This is a genomic window from uncultured Muribaculum sp., assembly GCF_910583865.1.
In the GTDB taxonomy this organism is placed as follows: domain Bacteria; phylum Bacteroidota; class Bacteroidia; order Bacteroidales; family Muribaculaceae; genus Muribaculum.
Genome location: NZ_CAJTYX010000009.1, coordinates 42,947 through 63,546 on the forward strand (window position 1 = coordinate 42,947; position 20,600 = coordinate 63,546).

General features: G+C 56.6%; 17 protein-coding genes. 9 read left to right on the forward strand and 8 right to left on the reverse strand.

Annotated elements, in window-relative coordinates; translation table 11 throughout:
* Positions 1 to 47: 47 nt before the first annotated feature.
* The 4 genes from QZ303_RS03410 to QZ303_RS03425 all read left to right on the forward strand — a co-directional run bounded on the left by QZ303_RS03410 (position 48) and on the right by QZ303_RS03425 (position 7,316).
* Entirely contained in the window at positions 48 to 3,476 is a 3,429-nt protein-coding gene (locus QZ303_RS03410; protein ID WP_295729106.1) for a PA14 domain-containing protein, read from the forward strand.
* Between the two features lie 101 nt (positions 3,477 to 3,577).
* Positions 3,578 to 5,197 carry a hypothetical protein gene (locus QZ303_RS03415; RefSeq protein ID WP_295729109.1) on the forward strand — a complete coding sequence of 540 codons (1,620 nt, stop codon included), beginning with the start codon at positions 3,578 to 3,580 and terminating at the stop codon, positions 5,195 to 5,197.
* Positions 5,198 to 5,226: 29 nt separating this feature from the next.
* On the forward strand, positions 5,227 to 6,378 hold the full coding sequence (locus tag QZ303_RS03420) for a DUF2027 domain-containing protein (protein ID WP_295729112.1): 1,152 nt from the start codon (positions 5,227 to 5,229) through the stop codon (positions 6,376 to 6,378).
* A gap of 8 nt (positions 6,379 to 6,386) precedes the next feature.
* Positions 6,387 to 7,316 carry an EFR1 family ferrodoxin gene (locus QZ303_RS03425; RefSeq protein ID WP_295729115.1) on the forward strand — a complete coding sequence of 310 codons (930 nt, stop codon included), beginning with the start codon at positions 6,387 to 6,389 and terminating at the stop codon, positions 7,314 to 7,316.
* Here QZ303_RS03425 and QZ303_RS03430 read toward each other — a convergent pair.
* The 3 genes from QZ303_RS03430 to pepT form a co-directional block, all read right to left on the reverse strand.
* Positions 7,301 to 7,852: an NADH peroxidase gene (locus QZ303_RS03430; RefSeq protein WP_295729118.1), complete on the reverse strand. Its 552-nt coding sequence runs from the start codon at positions 7,850 to 7,852 to the stop codon at positions 7,301 to 7,303. The two genes, QZ303_RS03425 and QZ303_RS03430, sit on opposite strands and share 16 nt — an antisense overlap.
* A 132-nt stretch (positions 7,853 to 7,984) precedes the next feature.
* Entirely contained in the window at positions 7,985 to 8,896 is a 912-nt protein-coding gene (miaA, locus tag QZ303_RS03435) for a tRNA (adenosine(37)-N6)-dimethylallyltransferase MiaA (RefSeq protein ID WP_295729121.1), read from the reverse strand.
* Positions 8,897 to 8,909: 13 nt separating this feature from the next.
* The gene (gene pepT / locus QZ303_RS03440) at positions 8,910 to 10,130 is read right to left on the reverse strand and encodes a peptidase T (RefSeq protein ID WP_295729200.1); all 1,221 of its coding nucleotides are present in this window, start codon (positions 10,128 to 10,130) and stop codon (positions 8,910 to 8,912) included.
* A gap of 303 nt (positions 10,131 to 10,433) precedes the next feature.
* Between pepT and QZ303_RS03445 the strand changes: the two genes are divergently transcribed.
* From QZ303_RS03445 to QZ303_RS03465, 5 genes are all read left to right on the forward strand, one after another.
* Positions 10,434 to 10,637 (forward strand): hypothetical protein, encoded by a 204-nt coding sequence (locus tag QZ303_RS03445; RefSeq protein ID WP_295729124.1) that lies wholly within the window; start codon positions 10,434 to 10,436, stop codon positions 10,635 to 10,637.
* 132 nt (positions 10,638 to 10,769) lie between these two features.
* Positions 10,770 to 11,990 carry a DUF5309 family protein gene (locus QZ303_RS03450; RefSeq protein WP_295729127.1) on the forward strand — a complete coding sequence of 407 codons (1,221 nt, stop codon included), beginning with the start codon at positions 10,770 to 10,772 and terminating at the stop codon, positions 11,988 to 11,990.
* Positions 11,991 to 12,134: 144 nt separating this feature from the next.
* Positions 12,135 to 12,680, forward strand: a complete 546-nt coding sequence (locus QZ303_RS03455; RefSeq protein WP_295729130.1) for a hypothetical protein — start codon at positions 12,135 to 12,137, stop codon at positions 12,678 to 12,680.
* An 80-nt stretch (positions 12,681 to 12,760) separates the two neighbouring features.
* On the forward strand, positions 12,761 to 14,116 hold the full coding sequence (locus QZ303_RS03460; RefSeq protein WP_295729133.1) for a hypothetical protein: 1,356 nt from the start codon (positions 12,761 to 12,763) through the stop codon (positions 14,114 to 14,116).
* A gap of 99 nt (positions 14,117 to 14,215) precedes the next feature.
* A complete protein-coding gene (locus QZ303_RS03465; protein WP_295729136.1) occupies positions 14,216 to 14,593 on the forward strand; it encodes a hypothetical protein in 378 nt (125 codons plus the stop codon).
* A gap of 6 nt (positions 14,594 to 14,599) precedes the next feature.
* Here the strand turns inward: QZ303_RS03465 and lon are convergent, their stop codons facing one another.
* The 5 genes from lon to QZ303_RS03490 all read right to left on the reverse strand — a co-directional run bounded on the left by lon (position 14,600) and on the right by QZ303_RS03490 (position 20,580).
* A complete protein-coding gene (lon, locus tag QZ303_RS03470) occupies positions 14,600 to 17,056 on the reverse strand; it encodes an endopeptidase La (protein WP_295729139.1) in 2,457 nt (818 codons plus the stop codon).
* A gap of 379 nt (positions 17,057 to 17,435) precedes the next feature.
* On the reverse strand, positions 17,436 to 18,107 hold the full coding sequence (locus tag QZ303_RS03475) for a hypothetical protein (protein WP_295729142.1): 672 nt from the start codon (positions 18,105 to 18,107) through the stop codon (positions 17,436 to 17,438).
* 51 nt (positions 18,108 to 18,158) lie between these two features.
* Positions 18,159 to 19,190, reverse strand: coding sequence for a YwqG family protein (locus tag QZ303_RS03480; RefSeq protein WP_295729145.1), 1,032 nt, complete (start codon positions 19,188 to 19,190; stop codon positions 18,159 to 18,161).
* A complete protein-coding gene (locus tag QZ303_RS03485; protein ID WP_295729148.1) occupies positions 19,187 to 19,876 on the reverse strand; it encodes an Abi family protein in 690 nt (229 codons plus the stop codon). Before QZ303_RS03485 ends, QZ303_RS03480 begins: the two co-directional genes overlap by 4 nt.
* 194 nt (positions 19,877 to 20,070) lie before the next feature.
* Positions 20,071 to 20,580 carry a hypothetical protein gene (locus tag QZ303_RS03490; protein WP_295729151.1) on the reverse strand — a complete coding sequence of 170 codons (510 nt, stop codon included), beginning with the start codon at positions 20,578 to 20,580 and terminating at the stop codon, positions 20,071 to 20,073.
* Positions 20,581 to 20,600 lie beyond the last annotated feature (20 nt).

Sequence of the window (20,600 nt, forward strand, 5' to 3'; positions counted from 1 at the left end):
GATTATATTTGCGGATAGAATCAAGTTAACGAAACGATTATCACGACATGGGAAAATTCAATACCATCGTATTGGCCTTTGCCGCTATTATGTTGGCGGCACAAGGGGGCATCGAAGCAAAAAAGATTTCAGGACACGAACCGGTGTCGCCGCGCCACGTCATCTCGCTTGACGGCCCGGTGTGGCATATGATGCGCGACACGGCAGCATCATGGGAGCACGACCGGCTATACCTGCCGGACGAGATCGGCGACGTCTCGCGCCTCCCCGTCAAACCCCCGGTAGGAGGGTGGGAGATGCTATCGCCGGAAAATGCACTAAAGGTAAGCGTGCCCGGCATCGTCGAGGAGTATCTTACCACGTCGAAGCGTCCGTCGCCCGACGATTTCAAGGGAGTGAGCTGGTGGTTTACCACCGTAAATGTGCCGGAGCACCTGAAAGGACGTCGCGCTCTGCTGCGGTTCGAGTCGGTGAGGATGCGCGCTGAAGTATATCTCGACGGCAAACTCGTGGGCTACGACATAGTGGGCGAGTCGCCTTTCGATGTCGACATCACAGATGCCGTTACGCCCGGCAAGCCGCAGACTCTTGCCGTGCGCGTGACCAATCCCGGAGGAAATTTCCATTGGCAGGATTTCACGCAGATGCGCTGGGGCGAATACATAATCCCTCCGGGCCGAGCGTTCGGCGGCCTGATTGGGCGTGTGCGCCTCGATGTGGTCGATCCTGTGTACATTGATGATATTTACATGCAGAATCAGCCGGTGCCCACCCGCGCCAAGGCGATTGTGACCGTCCGCAACACCGGCGACAAGCCTGTGGAGCGCAACATCGCATATGCCGTGTCGCCGAAGTCCGATGCCATCGCCGCGCCGGTTGCGTCGGCGAAAAAGAAAGTGGAGCTGCTACCGGGCGACAACACTGTGGAGTTTGACATAGACCTCCCGGATGCGCGCCTGTGGGACATCGACACCCCCAACCTCTATCGATGCGACGTCACCGTGGCCGACCGCCGTCGTGCCACAGACAACGACAGCCGCACCTTCGGCTTCCGATGGTTCGCCCCCGAAGGTATCGGCGACGAGGCCGTGCTGCGTCTCAACGGTCGCCGTGTGATGCTCCGCTCGGCCATAAGCTGGGGTTACTGGCCCGCTACCGGCCTCCATGCGTCCCCCTCGATGGCCCGCAAGCAGATAGCTACGGCGCGTGCCATGGGCCTCAATATGCTCAACTTCCACCGTTCTATCGGTTCGCCGGTGGTGCTGGAGCAGGCCGACTCGATGGGTATTCTCTATTACGAGGAGCCGGGATCATTCCACTCTGCCGACCACGACCCTTTCATCCGCGCCATCGTCAACACGAAGCTCCACCGGATGGTCAAGCGTGACCGTTCCCATCCGTCGCTCGTCATCTACAATCTTATCAACGAGCTTGGCGGAGCGCGTGCCGCCGACACCGCCCTTATGGCGAAGCGGCGTGCCGACCTCGTGGAGGCACACGCCATCGACCCGTCGCGCGTGATGACACTTACCTCCGGGTGGGCGTCGGATGAACGGAGAGAGGAGGACTCCAAGTACCATATGCGCCCGTTCGACCCCGTGCCGTACTTCCGCGGATGGTTTGACAACCACCGCGCCGGCGGTCCGGCCACGTGGAACGACGGCTACTATCGCAGCCTTCGCGATCAGCTGATGTATTGCGACAACCATACCGAGGTGTATATGCGAGGCGAGGAGGGTGCGATATCCACCCCTCCGCGCATAGCTCTGATAGAACGTGCGCTCGACTCTACAGGCATCGACGGCTGGGACGGCGCTTTTTGGCGCGACCAGGCCCGTCAGTGGCATGAATATTTCTCGCGCAAGAATCTCGCCGGGGGCTTCGGCAATCTCGATTCTCTCACGCGCTCGCTCGGCGACATTCAGCTCTACCACCAGGGACGCCGCATTCAGGGTATGCGCATGGGCGACCTTGGCGATGCCTACGTGATCAACGGCTGGGAGTCTATGCCCTACGATAACCATTCGGGTGTGGTCGACAACTACCGCAACTGCAAGGGCAACCTCTCCACCATAGCCCGCTTCACTGCCCCGCTTTATGTGGCCGTGTCGCCGCGCACTCAGTTCGTGCGCCTTCCGGGTAGCGTCGATGTCGATTTCCATGTGGTCAACGAGTCGGATCTGAAAGGCGATTTCTCACTCGTTGTGGAGGTTGTGTCGCCATCGGGCGTGAGGAAGGAGCTCCTGACGCGCCCGGTGCATGTCGACGGCGGTGACCGTTTCGGGCAACTGCTTGCAGAGGCTCTCCCCCTGTCGGTCGATGGCGAAGATGGGCTCTACAACATATCCGCACGCCTGACTGATGCCGACGGTCATACGGTTGCATCGGGCCACGAGGAGGTGCTCGGCATCGTCCCCGACTACGACGTGCTGCCCGGCAACGGGGCTATCTACGGCACGCCTGACGATCCGGTGGCACGCTACTACAAGGATGTCACCGGCAAGGAACTGCCGCAGTACGACCCCTCGATGGGACGGCTCGACTGGCTCATCGTCACCCGTCCGGCCCTCGACGAGGCCACTCCTGTCCCGGTGAAGTACTTTGACAACTCCGGGAATCCGGCATTCAAGGTCACATGGTTCAAGGACAATGACATATCCTCCCCTGCCGGCACCGGCACCGACGACTGCCTCGACCGGCACTTCGTAGGTGGCGCGCAGCCCGATCCGCTCATACCCGCCAACCAGGAGTTCTCCGCCATATGGGAGGGTACTCTCGTGGCTCCCGCCACGGGCAACTACCTGCTCGGCGTGCACACCGACCGTGGCGTGCGCATGGAGGTCGACGGACAGCGCATCGCCGACGACTGGGGCAACGGAAAGGATGTCACCTTCTCGTCGCCGTTCTATTTCGAGAAAGGGAGGAAAGTACACATAATGGTGCAGTACCGCCAGACGCAACCCGACGGCATGGTGCAGCTCGTGTGGACTATGCCCGGCACCTCGGCAATCGCTCCGGAGTCGGTGGTCGACCGTGCCGTGGCCGACGGCACCACACTCCTTCTGCTCAAGTCGCCCGAGTCGTGGATGCAGTTCCTCAACCCTACCGCCTCGATAGGCTACGGCGGCAACTTCACCGTTGGCGACAACTGGGTGGGAGGCGTGCATTTCGTCGCCGACCATCCCGTGCTGCGCGGGCTTCCCGTAAATGTCGGCATGAACTGGCCATACCAGGAACTTGTCAGGGACGGCAATCAGCGCCTCGGATTAAAGGTGGCTCGCGAGAATTTCATAGCCGGCGCCTACCGGTCGTGGCCTTTCCATCTCGGCACCGCCATGGGCGAGGCTCCGTGCGGCAAGGGCCGTGTGCTCTACACCACTCTGCGTCTCACCGATCCGCTCCTTTCCCCCGCTCCCTCCGCCGAAGTATCCCGCAAGCTCTTCGGCAACATCATCCGCTGGGCCTCCGCGCGCTGATCTCCCCGCACTCCTATGATTTTCCCGCACATGGATGTTTTTAAACCTCTTATTGCACGTATCTCTGAAAACGGCTAAATTTGTAGGATAAACGGTAGTAGATGCATAACAGTAACAGACATCGCGTGGACATGTCCACGGCCTGGGTGATATTTGTCGTCGGTGCGCTTGCCGCTGCATGGAGCGTGATGTATATATTCACGCTTCCGCAGGGAGATGACCTCGTGTACACGACCATATTGCGGCAGGCCGACGGAATAGGGAACGGCGCTTACTCCGTGTGGGAGTTTCCCCGGTACTGGGCGCGTCATTGGGTATTCACCAACGGTCGATCGGCCAACATGCTTGCATCCTTTACGATGGGAGTGCTCCCTCATTGGCTCGTGTCGGTCATGTGCGGGATTGCTACCGGCGCCATGTACCTGCTGGTACTGTATTTCTGCCGTCTGTTCCCCTCGGTAAGGCGCGGATTTGCCGCTAACGTGGTGATCGGTGTCATTGCTTTTTTCTTTCCGTGGTGGGATTCGTTCTCGCTGATAGATGTCTCCTACAACTACGTGTGGGCTACCGCGTTGCCGTTGGGGATGCTCCTGCTGCTGCGCCGGGCCGACACACCTCTGTTGGCCGATGTCGGACGGATGGATGGCGTGGGTGCCGGGCTGAAAACGGTAGTGGTCGTTATCTTTTGCGTGCTTGCAGGCATGGTTCATGAGGCGGCCACATTGCCGCTCTGCGCCGGGATGCTGTGGATGGCCTGTGTGCGCCGTTCCGTTTCGTTTGCGGCATGGAGAGGATTGTCGCGTTCGCGCCGGATCATGCTCGTGGCTTTTCTGGCCGGGGTGGCGGTTGTGGTGCTCTCCCCGGGAATAATCATGCGTGCGTTGCGTGAAAAGACACCTGATGATGTCTGGTGGCTGTTGGTCGTGAAGTCAGCGCCTCTGACGTTGCTCCTTCTCCTTGCCATGCTCGTGTCTGCATTGCGGAAATCGTCGCGAGGCTCGCTGCGGGCCATGCTCACGGGCGACGCCGGCTTCTGGGCTGTCTGCGCTGTCGTGGCGCTGTTGTTCGTGGCTGTCGGGGGCATAGTCGGGCGTAGCGGATGGTTTTCTCAGGTCTATGCCCTGATAGCCTTGTGGCTATGGTGGACTCCGGGCGAGAGGTATCATGTCGGGCGAGCATCCGCTGCGGTCATGGCGTCGGCCATCGGCCTGCTTGCCGTGGCCCAGATGATCGGTGTAGATATATACAGCCATAAGGGGTGGGAAGCCGACAGGAAGCTGCGGGAATTATATGCGGCTTCGTCCGACGGGATAGTATGTCTCGACATGCCCGACGACAACGACCTCCCTTTCTGGGCCTTCTCGCGCGTGCGCTATCTGCGTCCGGAAGATGACTATACCCACTACGGGCTGCGAATGTATTACGATAAAAATCATCCGCTGATCAATCTTCCGGCTGCCCTCGGGGAAACCGATTGGACGGCTTTTGATTATTTCGTGGCATATGACAGCGCCGGACATCCGGAGGTTGAGATTTCCGCTGCATGTCCCGCCGGGACTGTCTTTCCTGACGATCCGGGATGGGTAGGACGCCATGTGGGACGATTCACGGCATCTGACGGCGATTCGTTGATCCGGAAATGGGTGATACCGTTTGAGAAAGACGGACGCCGGTTGTTCATGGCGCTCCCTTTCCGTCCTCATTGGGGAGACCGGTTTTAATGGAAACAACTAAGTAAAAATCATATATAATGGCACAGATAGGTGATATGGTGCGCTACCTCAATTCTGTAGGTGGCGGACGGATAGTAAGGATAGAGGGTCAGATGGCTTACGTCGACGAGGATGGCTTCGAGACTCCGGTGCTGCTGCGCGAATGCGTGGTGGTAGGCCCGGCGCAGGCCGCCCCGGCGGCAGCCCGTGCGGCCAGGCCCTCCGGCACAGAGGCGTCTGCCGACCGCTGGTGGGAGAAGGAGCTGAAAGGGGGAAGAAAGGAGAAAGCCCCGTCGAAGGAGAAGCCGGTCTACGACATTCCTGCCCCGTCGGCTAAGGTTGCCGCTCCCGACCCCGACGACACGCCTGAGGGGGAGAAGCTCAACATCGTGCTCGCTTTCGAGGCTGAAGAGCCTAAGCACCTCAACACCACCGAATACGATGCCTACATCGTCAACGACTCAAACTATACTCTGTTTCTCACCTACCTCACCCGCGCCGACGGCGACGAAGGGTGGACGCTCCGCTTCGCCGAGGCCGTGGAGCCGCACATGCAGGTGCCCGTGCAGCACATTACCCGCGACGAGCTTGGAGCCATGGACCGCATAAGCGTGCAGTATGTCGCCTACAAGTCCGGCGGACGCCTGTTCACTCTGAAATCGCCTGTGGCCGTGGAGCATACGCTCGACACTACCAAGTTCTTCAAGCTCCACTGCTTCCGCGACAATGAATATTTCGACACCCCCGTCATAGCCATTGACATAACGCGCGACGATGTGCCGCGCCGCCCTGTGGTGATTGATTCCGGACGTCTGGAGGATGCCATGCGCGCCAAGCGCCGTTCCGACGGGCAGCCTGCGCAGCCCCGGCGCGTCAGCCGCCATGATGCCGGGCATACTGCCCCCGACGGCCCTCTCGTGGTCGACCTCCACATCTCCGAACTGCTCGACACTACCGCCGGACTTGACAACGCCGACATGCTCGGGGTGCAGCTCCGCGAGTTCAACCGTGTGATGGAGGAGAACCGCTCCGCCAAGGGGCGTAAGATCATCTTCATCCATGGCAAGGGTGAGGGTGTGTTGCGCAAGGCCCTGCTGAAGGAGCTTACGTATAAGTATAAGACATGCGACGTGCAGGATGCGTCATTCCGTGAATACGGTTTCGGCGCCACGCAGGTCACCATACGCTGATTCCACCCATGGTGTACTATTTTTCCGGGCAGGGCAACTCGCGCCTTGTTGCCGAGGCTATCGCCGGTAAGCTCCGGCAGGAAACGTGCCGAATCACGCGGCGCACTCTCGATGCAGCTTCATCCGCCCAGGCTCCCGATACCGACCGTCCGAACGTATGGGTGTTCCCCGTGCATGCATGGGGAGTGCCCCGCGTGGTGGGGAAGTTTATCCGCACTCTTGCATCCGCCGTTCCCGGAGCGGCTTCCGGGTCGGTTCATCATATGGTGGCCACGTGCGGCGACGACATCGGCCGCACCGACCGTCAGTGGGCGCGTATGATACGTTCCCGTGGATGGCGGGTAGGCGGGGTGTTCTCTGTCACGATGCCCAACACGTATGTATGCCTCCCGGGCTTCGATGTCGATTCCCCCGACCTGGCCCGCGACAAGATGCGCCGTGCCTCGGAGGATGTGGACTCGATAGCCTCGCGCATTGCCGATAATCGTGCCGACGGGCTGCGTATGGTGGTCGCCGGGTCGATGCCGCGCATCAAGAGCCATATACTGCGCCCGCTCTTCAACGCTTTTCTGATGTCGCCGCGCGGCTTCCGTGTCGACCGCGACAAGTGTGACGGTTGCGGCACGTGTGCTGCCGTCTGCCCGATGGGCAACATCACCATCGACGGGGGCGCCCCGCGTTGGGACCACGACTGCACCATGTGCCTGGCCTGCTATCATCGATGTCCACGCGGAGCTGTGGCCTATCATTTCACTGCCGGAAAAGGACGTGTCGGCCATTTAAAAAACTCTGACAGTCAGACCCGTCAGACCTGTCAGACCGGTCTGACTTGTCCGACAAATCCGACCGCTTTTATCCTACACACAAAAAAGGCGATGTGCTTCAGCACATCGCCTTTTTGTGTCTGCTTTGCAGAGCCTGCTTACTTCTTGAAGTAGCGGTTGTAGAGGCCCTGGAAGCCCTGGCCGTGGCGCGCTTCGTCCTTGGCCATTTCATGTACGGTATCGTGGATGGCGTCGAGGTTGAGTTCCTTGGCGCGCTTTGCGATGCGCATCTTGTCGGCGTTGGCACCGGCCTCGGCGGCCATGCGCTTCTCGAGGTTGGTCTTGGTGTCCCATACCACTTCGCCAAGGAGTTCGGCGAACTTCGAAGCGTGTTCGGCCTCTTCGATAGCGTAGCGCTTGAAAGCCTCGGCGATTTCGGGATAGCCTTCACGGTCGGCCTGGCGCGACATTGCCAGGTACATGCCTACCTCGGTGCACTCTCCCATGAAATGGGCGTTGAGGTCGGCGCGCATCTGGTCGTCGGTATCCTTTGCGATGCCGATTAAGTGCTCCGTTACAAACTGGAGCATGGCTGTCTCGTCGAGTTCCTTGAACTTTGATGCGGGTACGCCGCACTGCGGGCACTTCTCGGGGGCTGTGTCGCCTTCGTGTACATAGCCGCACACGGCGCAGATGAATTTCTTGCTCATTTTGTGATAATTATGCTTGAATTGTTGTTAGTCGTAATAGTGTGTTGGATATATACGATTATCTTATGCAAAATTGCGTAATTTTCCCAATATCCACAAATCTGCGGATTAAATATTCCTTAAACTTTGTAGCTATATTACAATATTCACAATTCCGAGAGCCTGGGGAAGCAGCGGGGCGGACGGGTCGAGGCGTGCCACACCGGTGTCGCGCTTGAGCCATGTGAGCTGTTTCTTGGCATAGACGCGGGTGTTCTTGCCGATACGCGCCACTGCGGTGTCGCGGTCCATCGTCCCGTCGAACCATGCGAACATCTCCTTGAATCCCACCGTGTTGAGCGAGTTCAGATGCCTGAGCGGGTAGACGCGTCGCGCCTCCTCCTCAAGCCCCTCGGCCATCATGCGGTCGACTCTCCGGTTTATACGGTTGAAAAGTTCCTCCCTGGGGTGGTCGATCATCATCTTCACCGTGCGGAACGGGCGTTCCTTGATCGCCCCCTTCCTGAGCGAGGAGTAGGGCACTCCGGCCTCGATGCTGATCTCTATGGCATGGATCAGGCGCCGATGGTTCGACAGGTCGGCTCCGGCGAGATAGTCCGGGTCGAGGTTGCGCAGCGTGGCGCGCAGCCCTTCTATACCTTCGCGCTCATAGAGGGAGAGCGTGGAGGCGCGCACTTCGTCGGACACTGTGGGCAGGTCATCGATGCCGTGGCACACGGCGTCGACATACATCATCGAGCCACCGCACATGACGGCGCATCCGTCGCGCCGCAGCAGCCCAGGGAGCAGGGCCATCACGTCCTCCTCGTAGCGTGCCGCGCTGTAGTATTCGTTGAGTGCAAGTGTGCCCACGAAGTGGTGGGTGGCCGCTCCCAGCTCCTCCGGGGTGGGGGCGGCGGTCCCTATAGGTATGTCGCGGTAGAGCTGGCGCGAGTCGGCCGATATTATGTCGCATCCGAGCTTCTGCGCCAGCTCAATGGCCAATGCGGTCTTACCGGAGCCTGTAGGCCCGGTCACAACCACGAGCAGCGGCTTTTCGTCCATGCCGGAAGTGGGGTCAGCGGTTGGCCACAAGGCGCGCTATCTCCACGATCACCTCGGTGGCCTTCTCCATCGAGTGGATGGGCACGAACTCATAGCGACCGTGGAAGTTGAGTCCTCCGGCGAAGATGTTGGGGCATGGGAGACCTTTGAAGGACAGCTGCGCGCCGTCCGTGCCTCCGCGTATGGGCACCACCACCGGCGTCACGCCTACGTTGCGCATGGCTTCCTCGGCGATGTCTACCACATACTTCACCGGCTCGATTTTCTCGCGCATGTTGTAGTACTGGTCCTTGATCTCGATCACCGCGCAGTTGGGGAATTCGCTGTTGATCTTCCTCACCAGATGTTCAAGCTCTTTCTTGCGGCGCTCGAAGCGGTCGCGGTCGTGGTCGCGTATTATATATGTGATGACGGTCTTTTCCACGTTGCCCTCGGTGGATATCAGGTGGTAGAATCCCTCGTAGCCTTCGGTATGCTCGGGGGTCTCCCAGCGAGGAAGCATCGACATGAACTGGTTGGCTATGCGCTGCGAGTTGATCATCTTGTGCTTGGCGTAGCCCGGATGTACGTTGCGGCCTGTGAATGTCACCTTGGCCACGGCGGCGTTGAAGTTCTCATACTCAAGCTCGCCGATCTCGCCGCCGTCCATCGTGTAGGCCCAGTCGGCCCCGAACTTCTCCACGTCGAATTTATGCGCGCCCTGGCCTATCTCCTCGTCGGGATTGAAGGCTATGCGTATCTTGCCGTGCTCGATCTCCGGATGGGCCTGGAGATAGGCCACGGCGGTGATTATCTCGGCTATGCCGGCCTTGTCGTCGGCGCCGAGCAGCGTGGTGCCGTCGGTCACTATAAGCGCCTGCCCCTTGTAGTGGTCAAGTTCCGGGAATTCGCGCGGGCTGAGCACTATGCCGAGTCCCTCGTTGAGCGTGATGGGCTGTCCGTCGTAATCCTTGATGATGCGCGGATTGACGTGGCGTCCGCTCATGTCGGGCGATGTGTCGAGATGGGCGATGAAGCCTACCGTCGGCACCGGTTTCGACGTGTTGGCCGGGAGGGTGGCCATCAGGTAGCCGTTGTCGTCGAGGGTTACTTCGGTGAGACCCATCTTCTTCAGTTCTTCTTCAAGATACTGCGCGAATATCATCTGCCCGGGGGTGGAGGGCCAGAGGTTGGTGAGTTCGTCGCTCTGTGTGTCGAACTTCACGTATTGTAGGAATCTGTCCGTTACGTTCATGTCGTAGAGTGTTAAGGTTGTTTTCACAAATTTACATATAAATCGCGAGAATTCGAAACCGATAGATATGAATAAGTCGGGTGCAAAATCAAATTTGTTTGATTTTGCCGAGCGTATTTTTGTGGCTCTAATGTATTCAAAATTAGTCGGATGTAAATTGACAACAAAAATATTGTAAAAATAGTTGGCGAAATATTTGGAGGGTTTAAAATATTGACATATCTTTGCAATGTCGGAAACCGATAATGTGGTGACTCCGACATCTCGACAACTATGTTTATTTACCCTTTAACTTGATTGACTATGGACAATGCACCCCAGCCGCCACCTAACGAATCTATAGAGAACGACTACAGGAAAGGCTATCTTAATGGGCTAAATGAGAGGGCAGTCGCCGAACTTGCCACACCGGACATGGGCGAAGAGCCTTATCCCGATGGACAGCATGGCGCGCCCGTCATCCCCGACCCGTTCTTTCTGCCCGAATCCTACTCCGTGTGGGATTAGCATCCGCAGCATGCCTGCGGTTGTTGCAAAATTACAATCGGAAGCCGACTTTTTAATCTTTTTCAATCTTTTTCCGATACTTGGAAAACACACTTTTATCCAACAGTTTTATAACCTCTTAATCTCTTTTTTATGGAAACAGCATCAACAACCCATGCCGAGCATGTGCTCGACCGTCCGCTCACAGTGGCGGAAGTGGAAACCATCGACAACGGATTCATGCTTCCCGACATCGACCGCCGCATATTGAAAATAAGGCCTATGGCTACGCCCGTCGACCAGATTTCGCGCTCGGCGCGTCCGCGGACCACGGCATCGATGGAGGTGCAGTATTTTTCGGTCGACAACCGCCCGTCATCGTCGGAGGTGTCGCAGATAGCGGATGCCGAAAACAATGAGTTCACTATCAGTTTCAAGAACAAGCTCGATGGAAAGGCGTTTTCGCGTACCGATACGGTGCTCCTTACAGGAGCGCTCGCAGGGGGCAAGCCGCACACGTTCTACGTGACCGCCGCTGAGGGACGAGCCCTCACTGCTGTCTACATCGGGCCTGATAAGGAGTATGCCCTGCCTGCCGACACCGAGGGGGTAAGCACTGTGGTGCGCATGGGACGTGCCGCCGCCGAGCTCGATGTGCAGACCCCGCAGACGACATTCGTGCCGAAGCCCGACCATAATTTCTGCCAGATCTTCAAGGCACAGGTGGAAAACGGTGCGCTTCTTGCCGCCGGGCTGAAGAAGGCCGACATGTCGTTTACCGACCAGCAGGAGGCCGCGATCATCGACATGCGCATGGGGATGGAACGCAATTTCCTTTTTGGTTCGCGCAAGAAGATGGCCGGACCCGACGGCAATACCTATTTCACCCGTGGCATATGGGACCAGGCTGCCCGCGAGTTCATCATGCCTGCCTCTCTTACCGGTCTGGATTTCATCGAGATGTGCCGTCAGGCGTTCACCGGCCATGGTGGCTCTGCCCGGAAGGTGCTTATCGGGGGCTCGAAGTGCGTGAAAAATCTTGTCAGCCCATCCAAGGACTCGACCGTCAAGCAAGTGGGATCTGTGGAGACGGAAGTCCACTGGGGATTGAACCTCAAGGTGATATCATCGAATTTCGGCACACTCTATGTGGTGCATAGCGAGACTTTCGACCTCTGCGGCCACGAAAGCGACGGTATGATCATCGATCCGGAGTATCTTCAGAAGTACACCCACATACCCTTCTCGGCACTCCGGCTCGACCTCAAGCGCAGCGGCCAGCGAAATTCCGACGCTGTGGTTCTCACCGAGGCCTCCTGCCTCGTGCTCCGCTATCCCGAGGCGCATATGCGCCTGATCGGCGCCAAGGCTTGAAAACCTGAGGAAGGACTTTAGGGAGAAATCCTCCATCCGATGCTCTCCCTAAAGTCCTTAATGCCCTTAATCTCCCTAATCTCCTTATCCTCCTTATTGTCCATATTCTCTTTAATCTCCCTATTGTCTTTATCCTGTTATCTTATGCCAATCCTGACCCTTACCCTTGAAGAAATGATGTCGGCCTGGCGGTTGCGCGCCTTCCCCGAGGCCGTCAACGACGGATGTGTCATCACACGCTGCGACGGCATCGACCTCGACGCGCATTTGCAGGCACGCATGCAGGCCTGGTACGACGCTCTCCTGCGCGACGCCACGCTCGACATGCTTGCCCCTGTAGATATTTCCGCCGACGTCGAGGTCGATATCCTTTCCGACGGCACCGGCTGGTTCACGCTTCCCGACGAGGCCGTGCGCCTCGTGTCCCTTATGATGCCCGGATGGAGCGCCCCCGCGCTCATAATCCCCGACGCCACGCTCCCCGGCGCATCGTTGCAGCTTTCGGGTCGACAGCGCTCCGACCATCGTGTCCCCGTGGCGGTAGTCGATGGACGCACCGTCCGCGTATGTTCCCCTCCGCCCACAACGCGGAAATCCCTGCGCCCGCTCTCGTGTCTCGCCATCCTTGACACCCCCGGCCTCTACCGCCTCCACTCCCGCGCCCTCTCCACCATCCCTCTCCTCCTCTGATAATAGGCTTAGTCCAATTAGTCTTATTGGTCTAATTAGTCCTTATTGTCCCTAATGCCCTTTATCCTCAAAAACTGACTATGAATGACACTGTATTGTCGCGCGCACGCGCGGCCTGGGAGTCGGGAGCCACGTTGCGCTCGCGCCGTCTCCGCTACAAGCGCTACACTTTCGGCAGGCAATGGCTCGACCCATGCCTGTTCGACAACGGAGTAGTGCGCACCGAACGCGATTATCTCATCGAAAACGGATACTCGCCCGTCACCAACAACATCATCCGGCAGCTCGTCAAGACTATCACAGGATGTTTCCGCGACTCCGTGGGCGCGGGTACTCCCCTTGCCGACACTGTCGAGACCGACGCCTCGACCTTCCAGGAATTCCTCATCTCGGGCTGCGCCATACAGCGCATTCCCCTCCGCCCGGGAGCAGCCCCGTTGCGCATGGTCAGTCCGGCTCGTTTCTTCATCGACCGCCTCACGGCTCCCGACGGATCCGGCGCCGAGCTGATGGGCGAGCTTCACGACCTATCGCTGTCGGCACTCGTCGAACGCTTCTCCCACGGCGACGCCGGGCGCATGCAGATGCTCCGCTCCGCTTTCCGCCGTATGGCCGCCGACACGTCGCCCGACGCCATTTTGCCGCGCACGGGCGAGAGCGCCGACGACAATCTCACCTTCGACTCGTCGGGACGCGCGGCCACGCTGCGTGTGTTCGAGGTGTGGAGCCGGGAATGCCGCCGCATGCTCCGCGTCCACGACCCCGCCGACGGCTCGCTGTCGCTCGTCGATGCCGATGCCGAGAAGCGGCTGCGCGCCTCCAACCGGAAGCGTGAGCGACGTGGCGAGCCGGCGTTGCAGTGGCGGCTGTGTGTCGATGCGCGTTGGGTGTGCCGGTTCATGACTACGGATGGCCGCGTGCTCGACACTGTCACCGCCTCGCGCCACCCCTATGCGCTATGTTTCTACCCGATGATCGACGGCGAGGTGCACTCCTTCGTGGAGGATATCATCGACCAGCAGCACAACATCAACTGGCTCATGACCCTCAACGACCGCATGCTCTCGCAGGCCGCAAAGGGTGTGGTGCTCTTCCCCGAAAACCAGTTCTCGTCGCAGATGCCGGCCGCCATGGTGGCCGAGAAGCTGCGTGAGCCTGACGGGATAGTGGTCTACCGTCCGGAGCCGGGAGTGCCCGGCCCGCAGCAGGTGATGACAGCCGTCAACACCGTGGGCACGCGCGAGATGCTCGACACTCAGTTGCGCCTCATGCGCGAGGTGAGCGGCGTGGGCGACGCACTGCGCGGACAGATGCCCTCCGGCCTCACTTCGGCCTCGCTATATCAGAGCCAGCAGCAGGGACAGCTCCTGGCGCTCCGCGACCTCCTCGACACATTCCGCGCTTACCTCCTGCGCCGCAATGCCACCATGGCATGATGAAAATAATGTACGTAATAAAACGTAGGGATGCACCCCCGGTGCATCCGCAATCCCCGCAACCTCTTGCAATCTCCATAATCTCTTGCAAATTCAGCTATGAAATGCACTGTCTGCCTCGCGGCCATGGCCGCGATCATCGGCGCGGCGGCATGCACCCGCGCCATCTATCTCCCGTCGTCGCACACCGACAGCATCCGCAGCGCCGTCGAGCGCACCGACACGCTCGTGGTGATCGACAGCGTGGCCACCGAGCCGAGGGGCGATACCGTCTACCATACGCGCCTGCGCACAGTCTATCGCACGGCCACTGTCCGCGACACTCTACGTGTGGAGCGCATCGACACCGTATCTCTCCCTGTTGGGGTTCCGGCGTCGGACGGCTCATCACCGTCACTTTCTCTTTGGCGTCGCATCGCCTTTGCCGCATCGGCTCTTGCCGTGCTGCTACTTTGGCTTCTCAGGCGCCGTTTGTGAAAAGTGTCACGGATGCGCGGGTGTCTCCTCGGCCTTGAGGGTGAGCGCGTCTGGTACAAGCTCCGGCAGCAGGGCGATGTCGAACACCTCTTTCACCGTATTGACGTGGTGGAAGTTGAGCCCTTCGAGGTATTGCGGTTCGATGTCGGCGATATCCTTGCGGTTCTCCTCCGAGAGGATGATGTCGGTGATTCCGGCACGTTTGGCCGCGAGTATCTTCTCCTTTATGCCGCCTACGGGCATAACCTTGCCGCGCAGGGTGATTTCGCCGGTCATGGCAAGGCGCGGGGCTATGCGGCGCTGCGTGAACGCCGACACTATGGCGGTGGCCATGGTGATGCCGGCCGACGGGCCATCCTTGGGGATGGCGCCTTCAGGCACGTGGAGGTGCAGCTGGTAGGAGTCGAACAGCGCCGGTTCGATACCGTAGTCGGAGGCATGCGCCTTGACATACTGCAGGGCTATGGCCGCCGACTCTTTCATCACGTTGCCGAGATTCCCGGTGAGGGTCAGTTTCTCACCCTTCGAGCGCGTCAGCGCCGCCTCGATGAATAGTATCTCACCGCCGGCGGCTGTCCACGCAAGGCCGGTGACCACTCCGGCGAAGTCGTTCCCCTCGTAGCGCTCGCGTGTGAAGCGCGGCACTCCCAGTATGGCGTCGAGGTGGGCCGGTGATATGCGCGACGGGAATTTATTGCGCTGCAGTTTGTTGAGTATCGACTTGCGAACTATTGCCGCCAGCTCCTTTTCGAGCTGGCGCACGCCGCTTTCGCCGGTGTAACGGTCGATCACTGCGGCTATCGCCTCGCGCGACAGCGACAGCTGCCTGCCGTCGACATTGTATTCGGCGAGAAGGCGCGGCAGTATGTGGCCGCGTGCTATCTCCACCTTCTCCTCAAGAAGGTAGCCCGACAGCTCGATCACCTCCATTCGGTCGATGAGCGGCTGCGACAGGGTGGAGAGGGTATTGGCTGTAGCTATGAAGAGCACCTTCGAAAGGTCGTAGTCCACGTCGATGTAGTTGTCGTGGAAGCGGCAGTTCTGCTCCGGGTCGAGCACTTCGAGCAGCGCGGCCGATGGGTCGCCCTTGAAGTCGCTGCCTATCTTGTCCACCTCGTCGAGGAGCAGCACGGGGTTGACGGTGCCTGCGCGCCTCATGGCCTCCATGATGCGTCCGGGCATCGCGCCTATATATGTGCGACGGTGGCCGCGTATCTCCGCCTCGTCGTGCAGGCCGCCGAGCGACACGCGCTCATACTTGCGCCCCAACGCCTCGGCTATAGCGGCGCCGAGCGAGGTCTTGCCCACTCCGGGAGGGCCTACGAGGCAGAGTATGGGCGATTTGCCCGAAGGGTTGTTGATCATGACGGCTATCTGCTCGAGCACGCGCTCCTTCACCTTGCGCAGCCCGTAGTGGGCGCGGTCGAGCACGCGCGTGGCGTGGGCGAAGTCGGTCTGAAGCTCGCTGGCTGTACCCCACGGGAGCGCCAGGAGGGTCTCCAGATAGGAATATTGCACGTTGTATTCCGGCGATTGTTGGTTGAGGCGGGTCAGTTTCTCCAGCTCATGGTCGAAATGCTTCGCTGCTACCTCGGTGAATTTCGTGTCCTGTGCGCGCTGGCGCAGTGCCGCGATGTCCTCCTCTTCGTCGCCGTAGAGTTCCTGCTTTACGGCGGCAAGCTGGTTCTGGAGGAAGGCCCGACGCTGCTGCTGCTCGAAGTTGGCCTTGGCGTTCGACTTGATTTTCTCGGTTACCTGCATCATCTGTTCGCGCTCGGCAAGGGCTTCGAGGAGTATCTGCGCACGCTCCTTGAGCTTGCTCTCGGCGATCATGCGCATCTTGGCCGGCATGGCCACCGGAAGCTGCGTGCACAGGAAGTTGAGCACTACTCGCGGGTCGGCGTCGTCGGGTATCTGTATCATGAGCGACTCCTGCAGGCTGTCGTAGTGCGACCGCAGCAGCTGCAGCATCTCCTGTATGGCCGACATGGTGTCGGCAAACGCGCGGTCGTTCTTGCGCGGCTTAACGTCGCGCTCGATCTCAGCCGAGCAGCGCATGGGGAAGGCCGCGTTGGCTTCGCCTGATGCCGGGCCCGTGATACGGGCGCGGTCGGCGGCGGCGAGAAATGCGGCGTGCGACCCGTCGGGCAGGTCGAACACCTTCAGTACCTGTGCAACCACGCCGTAGGGGTTCAGACGGCTGAGGTCGGGATTGTCATCGGAAGGGTCGAGCTGGCAGAACACCCCTACTGGAGTACCCGTCTCCTGGGCGAGGCGCGCCGTCGAGAGCGTCACCTCGCGCTCTATGTTGATTGGCATCGGTACGCCGGGGAATAGCACGAGATTGCGCGTGGCAAGCACCGGCAGTGCGTCCATGTCGGGCCGGCGCCCGTTGTTGTCGGGATGTATCTCTATCTGACCTACGCGTATGGTGGTGGTGTGTTCGGAATTGCTGTTGCTCATTCTTGTCTGTTGCGGGGAATATTGCCGTTTTTCTGATTCAGAGCCGCAAAGATACGAATAAGTCGAGAGAAAAGGACAAGCTTGCTTGTACTTTTCCGAGCGTGAGTATCTAAGGCGTCAGCCCGCAGGGTGATTTTTTCGGACTGAAGCTGTGCGCATGTCGGACAAAATCACACCTTGCAATCTGATATTTTCTCGTAAATCCTCTAACATTTTTCTTATGCCGCCTCCTACATACTCGGGAGGACAATCAGGACAGGTATATATATATATTCATCTTCAGTGATTTCAAGACGAATGAAAGGCTCAGGACGAACAAAAGAGCGTAATTTCTTCATAATCGGGAAGAGTTTGGTTTATGTGTAACGAAAAGATATGGTTAACTTGAACATGATTGTGTTTTTACAACATCTTCCTTATGGATTTGTCCGTTTGCTGAGATTGAATAAAATGTTTCTTTCTTCAAAGAAGTATCAAAAACACACTCTTCGTCATCATTCCAGCCTTTTGTAGCTGAAAGTTCTGTAATAGTAAAGTGGATATTATCAGTAAATATAACAGAACTTTCAAAATAATCAATGTACTCAATATCATCAATTACATCTTTTATGTCCGAATGTTCTTGAATAGGGAGCTTTAATACATCGGTAATTACTGTGTCTTTATATATAGCCATATAAATATCCTCTATATCTGAATACTCGTAAACATAGACTCCCAAGTATAGGCTATCTGATAGTTCCTTAACGGAAAATAAACGAATCGAGGAATATGAAAGGCATGCCATATTGGGAATCTTGTCCGCTAAGAGTTGCTGAATTTGCAGACTATCTAAATATATTCCTTTTTGAGAGAAAGCATTGGGAATGGTATCAACGAAAATAAGACTATCCGAGTAAACGCCTAAATTTCGAAACAATAAAAAGTTATCACTCACAACCTGTATGCTGTCAACTGCGACCGAATCTTGCGTTTTTGTCGTATTTTTGGGATCACACCCACCAAATATCAAAATGGCAAGAAAAATGAAAATTGGATAGTAGCGATTCATATTGTCTTTATCGGCTGTATACATTCTATGTGGTAGAAAGCCTAATGTGCATTAGGTACAATCCCAATAATACATAATATCGGAAAAGTCTTTTTCCATCAGTTTTTTATGATTTATGAAAAAGTGAGCTATACCCATGTCGCCCCAAATCGCCATAAATTTAGTTCCTTCTTCGTTATAACTTACCATTTGGAATAATTGCGTATCATATTGTGCGTATTGTGTATAGTCAAAACGCGGATCGCCTAATTGGGTATATACAGGATATCCTAATAAGCAATTTTCCTCATGACAGCCATAATCGTCCAGCTCGTATCCAATTTCGTTCTCCAAACAATTACATATATCATAATCCGGTTTATTTTCTATTTTCCAGCCATATAATGCAACCTTTTCTATAAATTCGTCCTTGAAATTGCCATAATGAGGGGAGGCTGTTTTTCTGATACTGAAATCAAGTGCGATTTCTCCGGATATGGGTTCGTAATCATTTGTAGATACAGAGGCTATTGGAATATGTAGATTCTGGACATCCTCCACTGTAATATTTGGATTGATTGTTGGATGATAGATTACACGGAAATGGTCGTCATTGGTGTAATTTTCATAATCAGAGCCGTAAGAGTAATTGCTGCCTGACAAAATAAAGAACTGGAGGATTCCCTCTTTAGGAAGTAGCCCGACTTCACCTTTGCAGGCTTCCGAAATTTCATTTAGATTGAACTGAGCGAGAAGTTTCAGTTTATCCCCGTTTTTATCCGTGGGATAAGGCAACGAGGAATCCCAATAAGGCATTCCTCCGAATTTGCTGCTTGTTAAAGAAATCTTCTTGCGTTTGTTCGGATTAATAAAAATTGTAGGCACACCGATTTCCTCATTAAGCTCATCAGTGATTCTTCGGGTCAATTTAACCTTATCTATTGACATATCGCTGTTTTGATTATCGGATTCTTCTATTTCTTCGGAATGATTAAAGTAATATCCCATATTGCATACGTCTTTTTCAATTTTGTTTTTTGAGCATGCTACCAAGTTCAAAAGACAAAGTGCTACGGAAAATAGGGCTATTACTATTATCTTCATAATCGGTTGATTTTACTGCAGACTTGCTGAACGTGGTCGAGACCATAGAGGAGCGAATGACTGTCAACACCCATCCAGGCGAACATGTTGCAAATCTTGGAATAAATTGTGATTATATATGCAGTGTCAACTTGAGCGGTCTGTGCGGAGAAACAGATTGGTTCGTGGTGTGCGATGCGGTTACGCAACGAATTGATTTTATCCAACTCGTTAAATACATACCGTTGATTGTATTGCTGTTGTGCCGATGAGCGAGGCTTGTTTGGAAATATCTGCAACAGGTTTCGCCCTGCTTGAGCATATTGTATGGGCGAAAACATATATTTCCAAATCCCAAATTCCATTTCGGCGAGCAGTTTGGGATGCGTATAAAGATTGCCTCGATTCAACTTTCGGTATGCATGGAATATAATGTCGCGGGTCTTGGAAAGTATAGGCAAAGTGAATATGCCATTGTTTACAACCGATTCTCTTAGCCAATCTGCTCCAAACTGCGACTGCATATGCCTGTCAATCCGATTGCGTAGCGTTACCTCAAAACAACTGACCATCGTAAACATCTCCTGTGAAACTTGGAGATTGTAACGGTAGAGCGTCATTGCCTTTCGGGTGTCGCCATTGCATGCCGTGACGTATCGCGACATCCTTTCGGACGAAATGGCATCTTCAAAATCGGTATAATTCATTGGCTTAACAACTTTTTGAACCCAAAATTTGTTTAACTCAGACAAAAGCACTACTTTTACAGTGTTGAATCCCGGTAGCCCCTGAGCAATCAAGCTATCGGGTTTTGTTTTATTGATGCAAATTTTACGATTTTCATCTCATAAATACATCCGACAAACCTCCAAAAACAGTTGGATTAGATGCCGATATTGGGTCAGTTGGCGAGGATGTAGCCGCCCATGGCGGCGGGATGCGCGGTGTAGCGCTTGAGACCCCATTTGCGGTCGAAGGCCGGCCCTGACACCGGCGAGCCGAAATGCTCGCAGACGTTGTAGCGCGAACCGCATTGCGGGCAGGTGGCTATCTGGGTGTCGCGGTCATAGGACACGCGCACCGTCTGTTTGCGCTCCACGGGACATGCAAGGTCGTAGAGCAGAGGCTGGTTCTCAAGGTCGGCCACGAGCAGAAGCCCCCCGAATCCGGTGGCCGAAAGGTCGTTGTAATGGAAGTTGCGCGGCTGTTGGTCGGCACTGCTGCCGGTGCGGAGGAATATACGCCCTTGTCCGAACCCGTGAACGCCGTAAGTGTCCCACGTGCCCGTGCCCGAAAGGTCGACATGCACCGGCGCGAACGGTATGCGCTCGCTGTCGACGGTGTCGTGGCAGGCACCGAGCGCGCAGGCGCACAGTATGGCGGTGAGTATGGTTTTTATTACGTTAGTCATGGTTGCGGTGGATGGGGTTG

Bases quoted from the DNA above. Each gene is read 5' to 3' on its own strand.
- QZ303_RS03455 (WP_295729130.1), top strand. From the start codon at position 12,135: ATGCCAATCCTGACCCTTACCCTTGAAGAAATGATGTCGGCCTGGCGG.
- QZ303_RS03420 (WP_295729112.1), top strand. From the start codon at position 5,227: ATGGCACAGATAGGTGATATGGTGCGCTACCTCAATTCTGTAGGTGGC.
- QZ303_RS03430 (WP_295729118.1), bottom strand. From the start codon at position 7,852: ATGAGCAAGAAATTCATCTGCGCCGTGTGCGGCTATGTACACGAAGGC.
- lon (WP_295729139.1), bottom strand. From the start codon at position 17,056: ATGAGCAACAGCAATTCCGAACACACCACCACCATACGCGTAGGTCAG.
- pepT (WP_295729200.1), bottom strand. From the start codon at position 10,130: ATGAACGTAACGGACAGATTCCTACAATACGTGAAGTTCGACACACAG.
- QZ303_RS03485 (WP_295729148.1), bottom strand. From the start codon at position 19,876: ATGAATTATACCGATTTTGAAGATGCCATTTCGTCCGAAAGGATGTCG.
- QZ303_RS03450 (WP_295729127.1), top strand. From the start codon at position 10,770: ATGGAAACAGCATCAACAACCCATGCCGAGCATGTGCTCGACCGTCCG.
- QZ303_RS03480 (WP_295729145.1), bottom strand. From the start codon at position 19,190: ATGAAGATAATAGTAATAGCCCTATTTTCCGTAGCACTTTGTCTTTTG.
- QZ303_RS03475 (WP_295729142.1), bottom strand. From the start codon at position 18,107: ATGAATCGCTACTATCCAATTTTCATTTTTCTTGCCATTTTGATATTT.
- QZ303_RS03410 (WP_295729106.1), top strand. From the start codon at position 48: ATGGGAAAATTCAATACCATCGTATTGGCCTTTGCCGCTATTATGTTG.
- QZ303_RS03465 (WP_295729136.1), top strand. From the start codon at position 14,216: ATGAAATGCACTGTCTGCCTCGCGGCCATGGCCGCGATCATCGGCGCG.
- QZ303_RS03415 (WP_295729109.1), top strand. From the start codon at position 3,578: ATGCATAACAGTAACAGACATCGCGTGGACATGTCCACGGCCTGGGTG.
- QZ303_RS03445 (WP_295729124.1), top strand. From the start codon at position 10,434: ATGGACAATGCACCCCAGCCGCCACCTAACGAATCTATAGAGAACGAC.
- miaA (WP_295729121.1), bottom strand. From the start codon at position 8,896: ATGGACGAAAAGCCGCTGCTCGTGGTTGTGACCGGGCCTACAGGCTCC.
- QZ303_RS03425 (WP_295729115.1), top strand. From the start codon at position 6,387: ATGGTGTACTATTTTTCCGGGCAGGGCAACTCGCGCCTTGTTGCCGAG.
- QZ303_RS03460 (WP_295729133.1), top strand. From the start codon at position 12,761: ATGAATGACACTGTATTGTCGCGCGCACGCGCGGCCTGGGAGTCGGGA.
- QZ303_RS03490 (WP_295729151.1), bottom strand. From the start codon at position 20,580: ATGACTAACGTAATAAAAACCATACTCACCGCCATACTGTGCGCCTGC.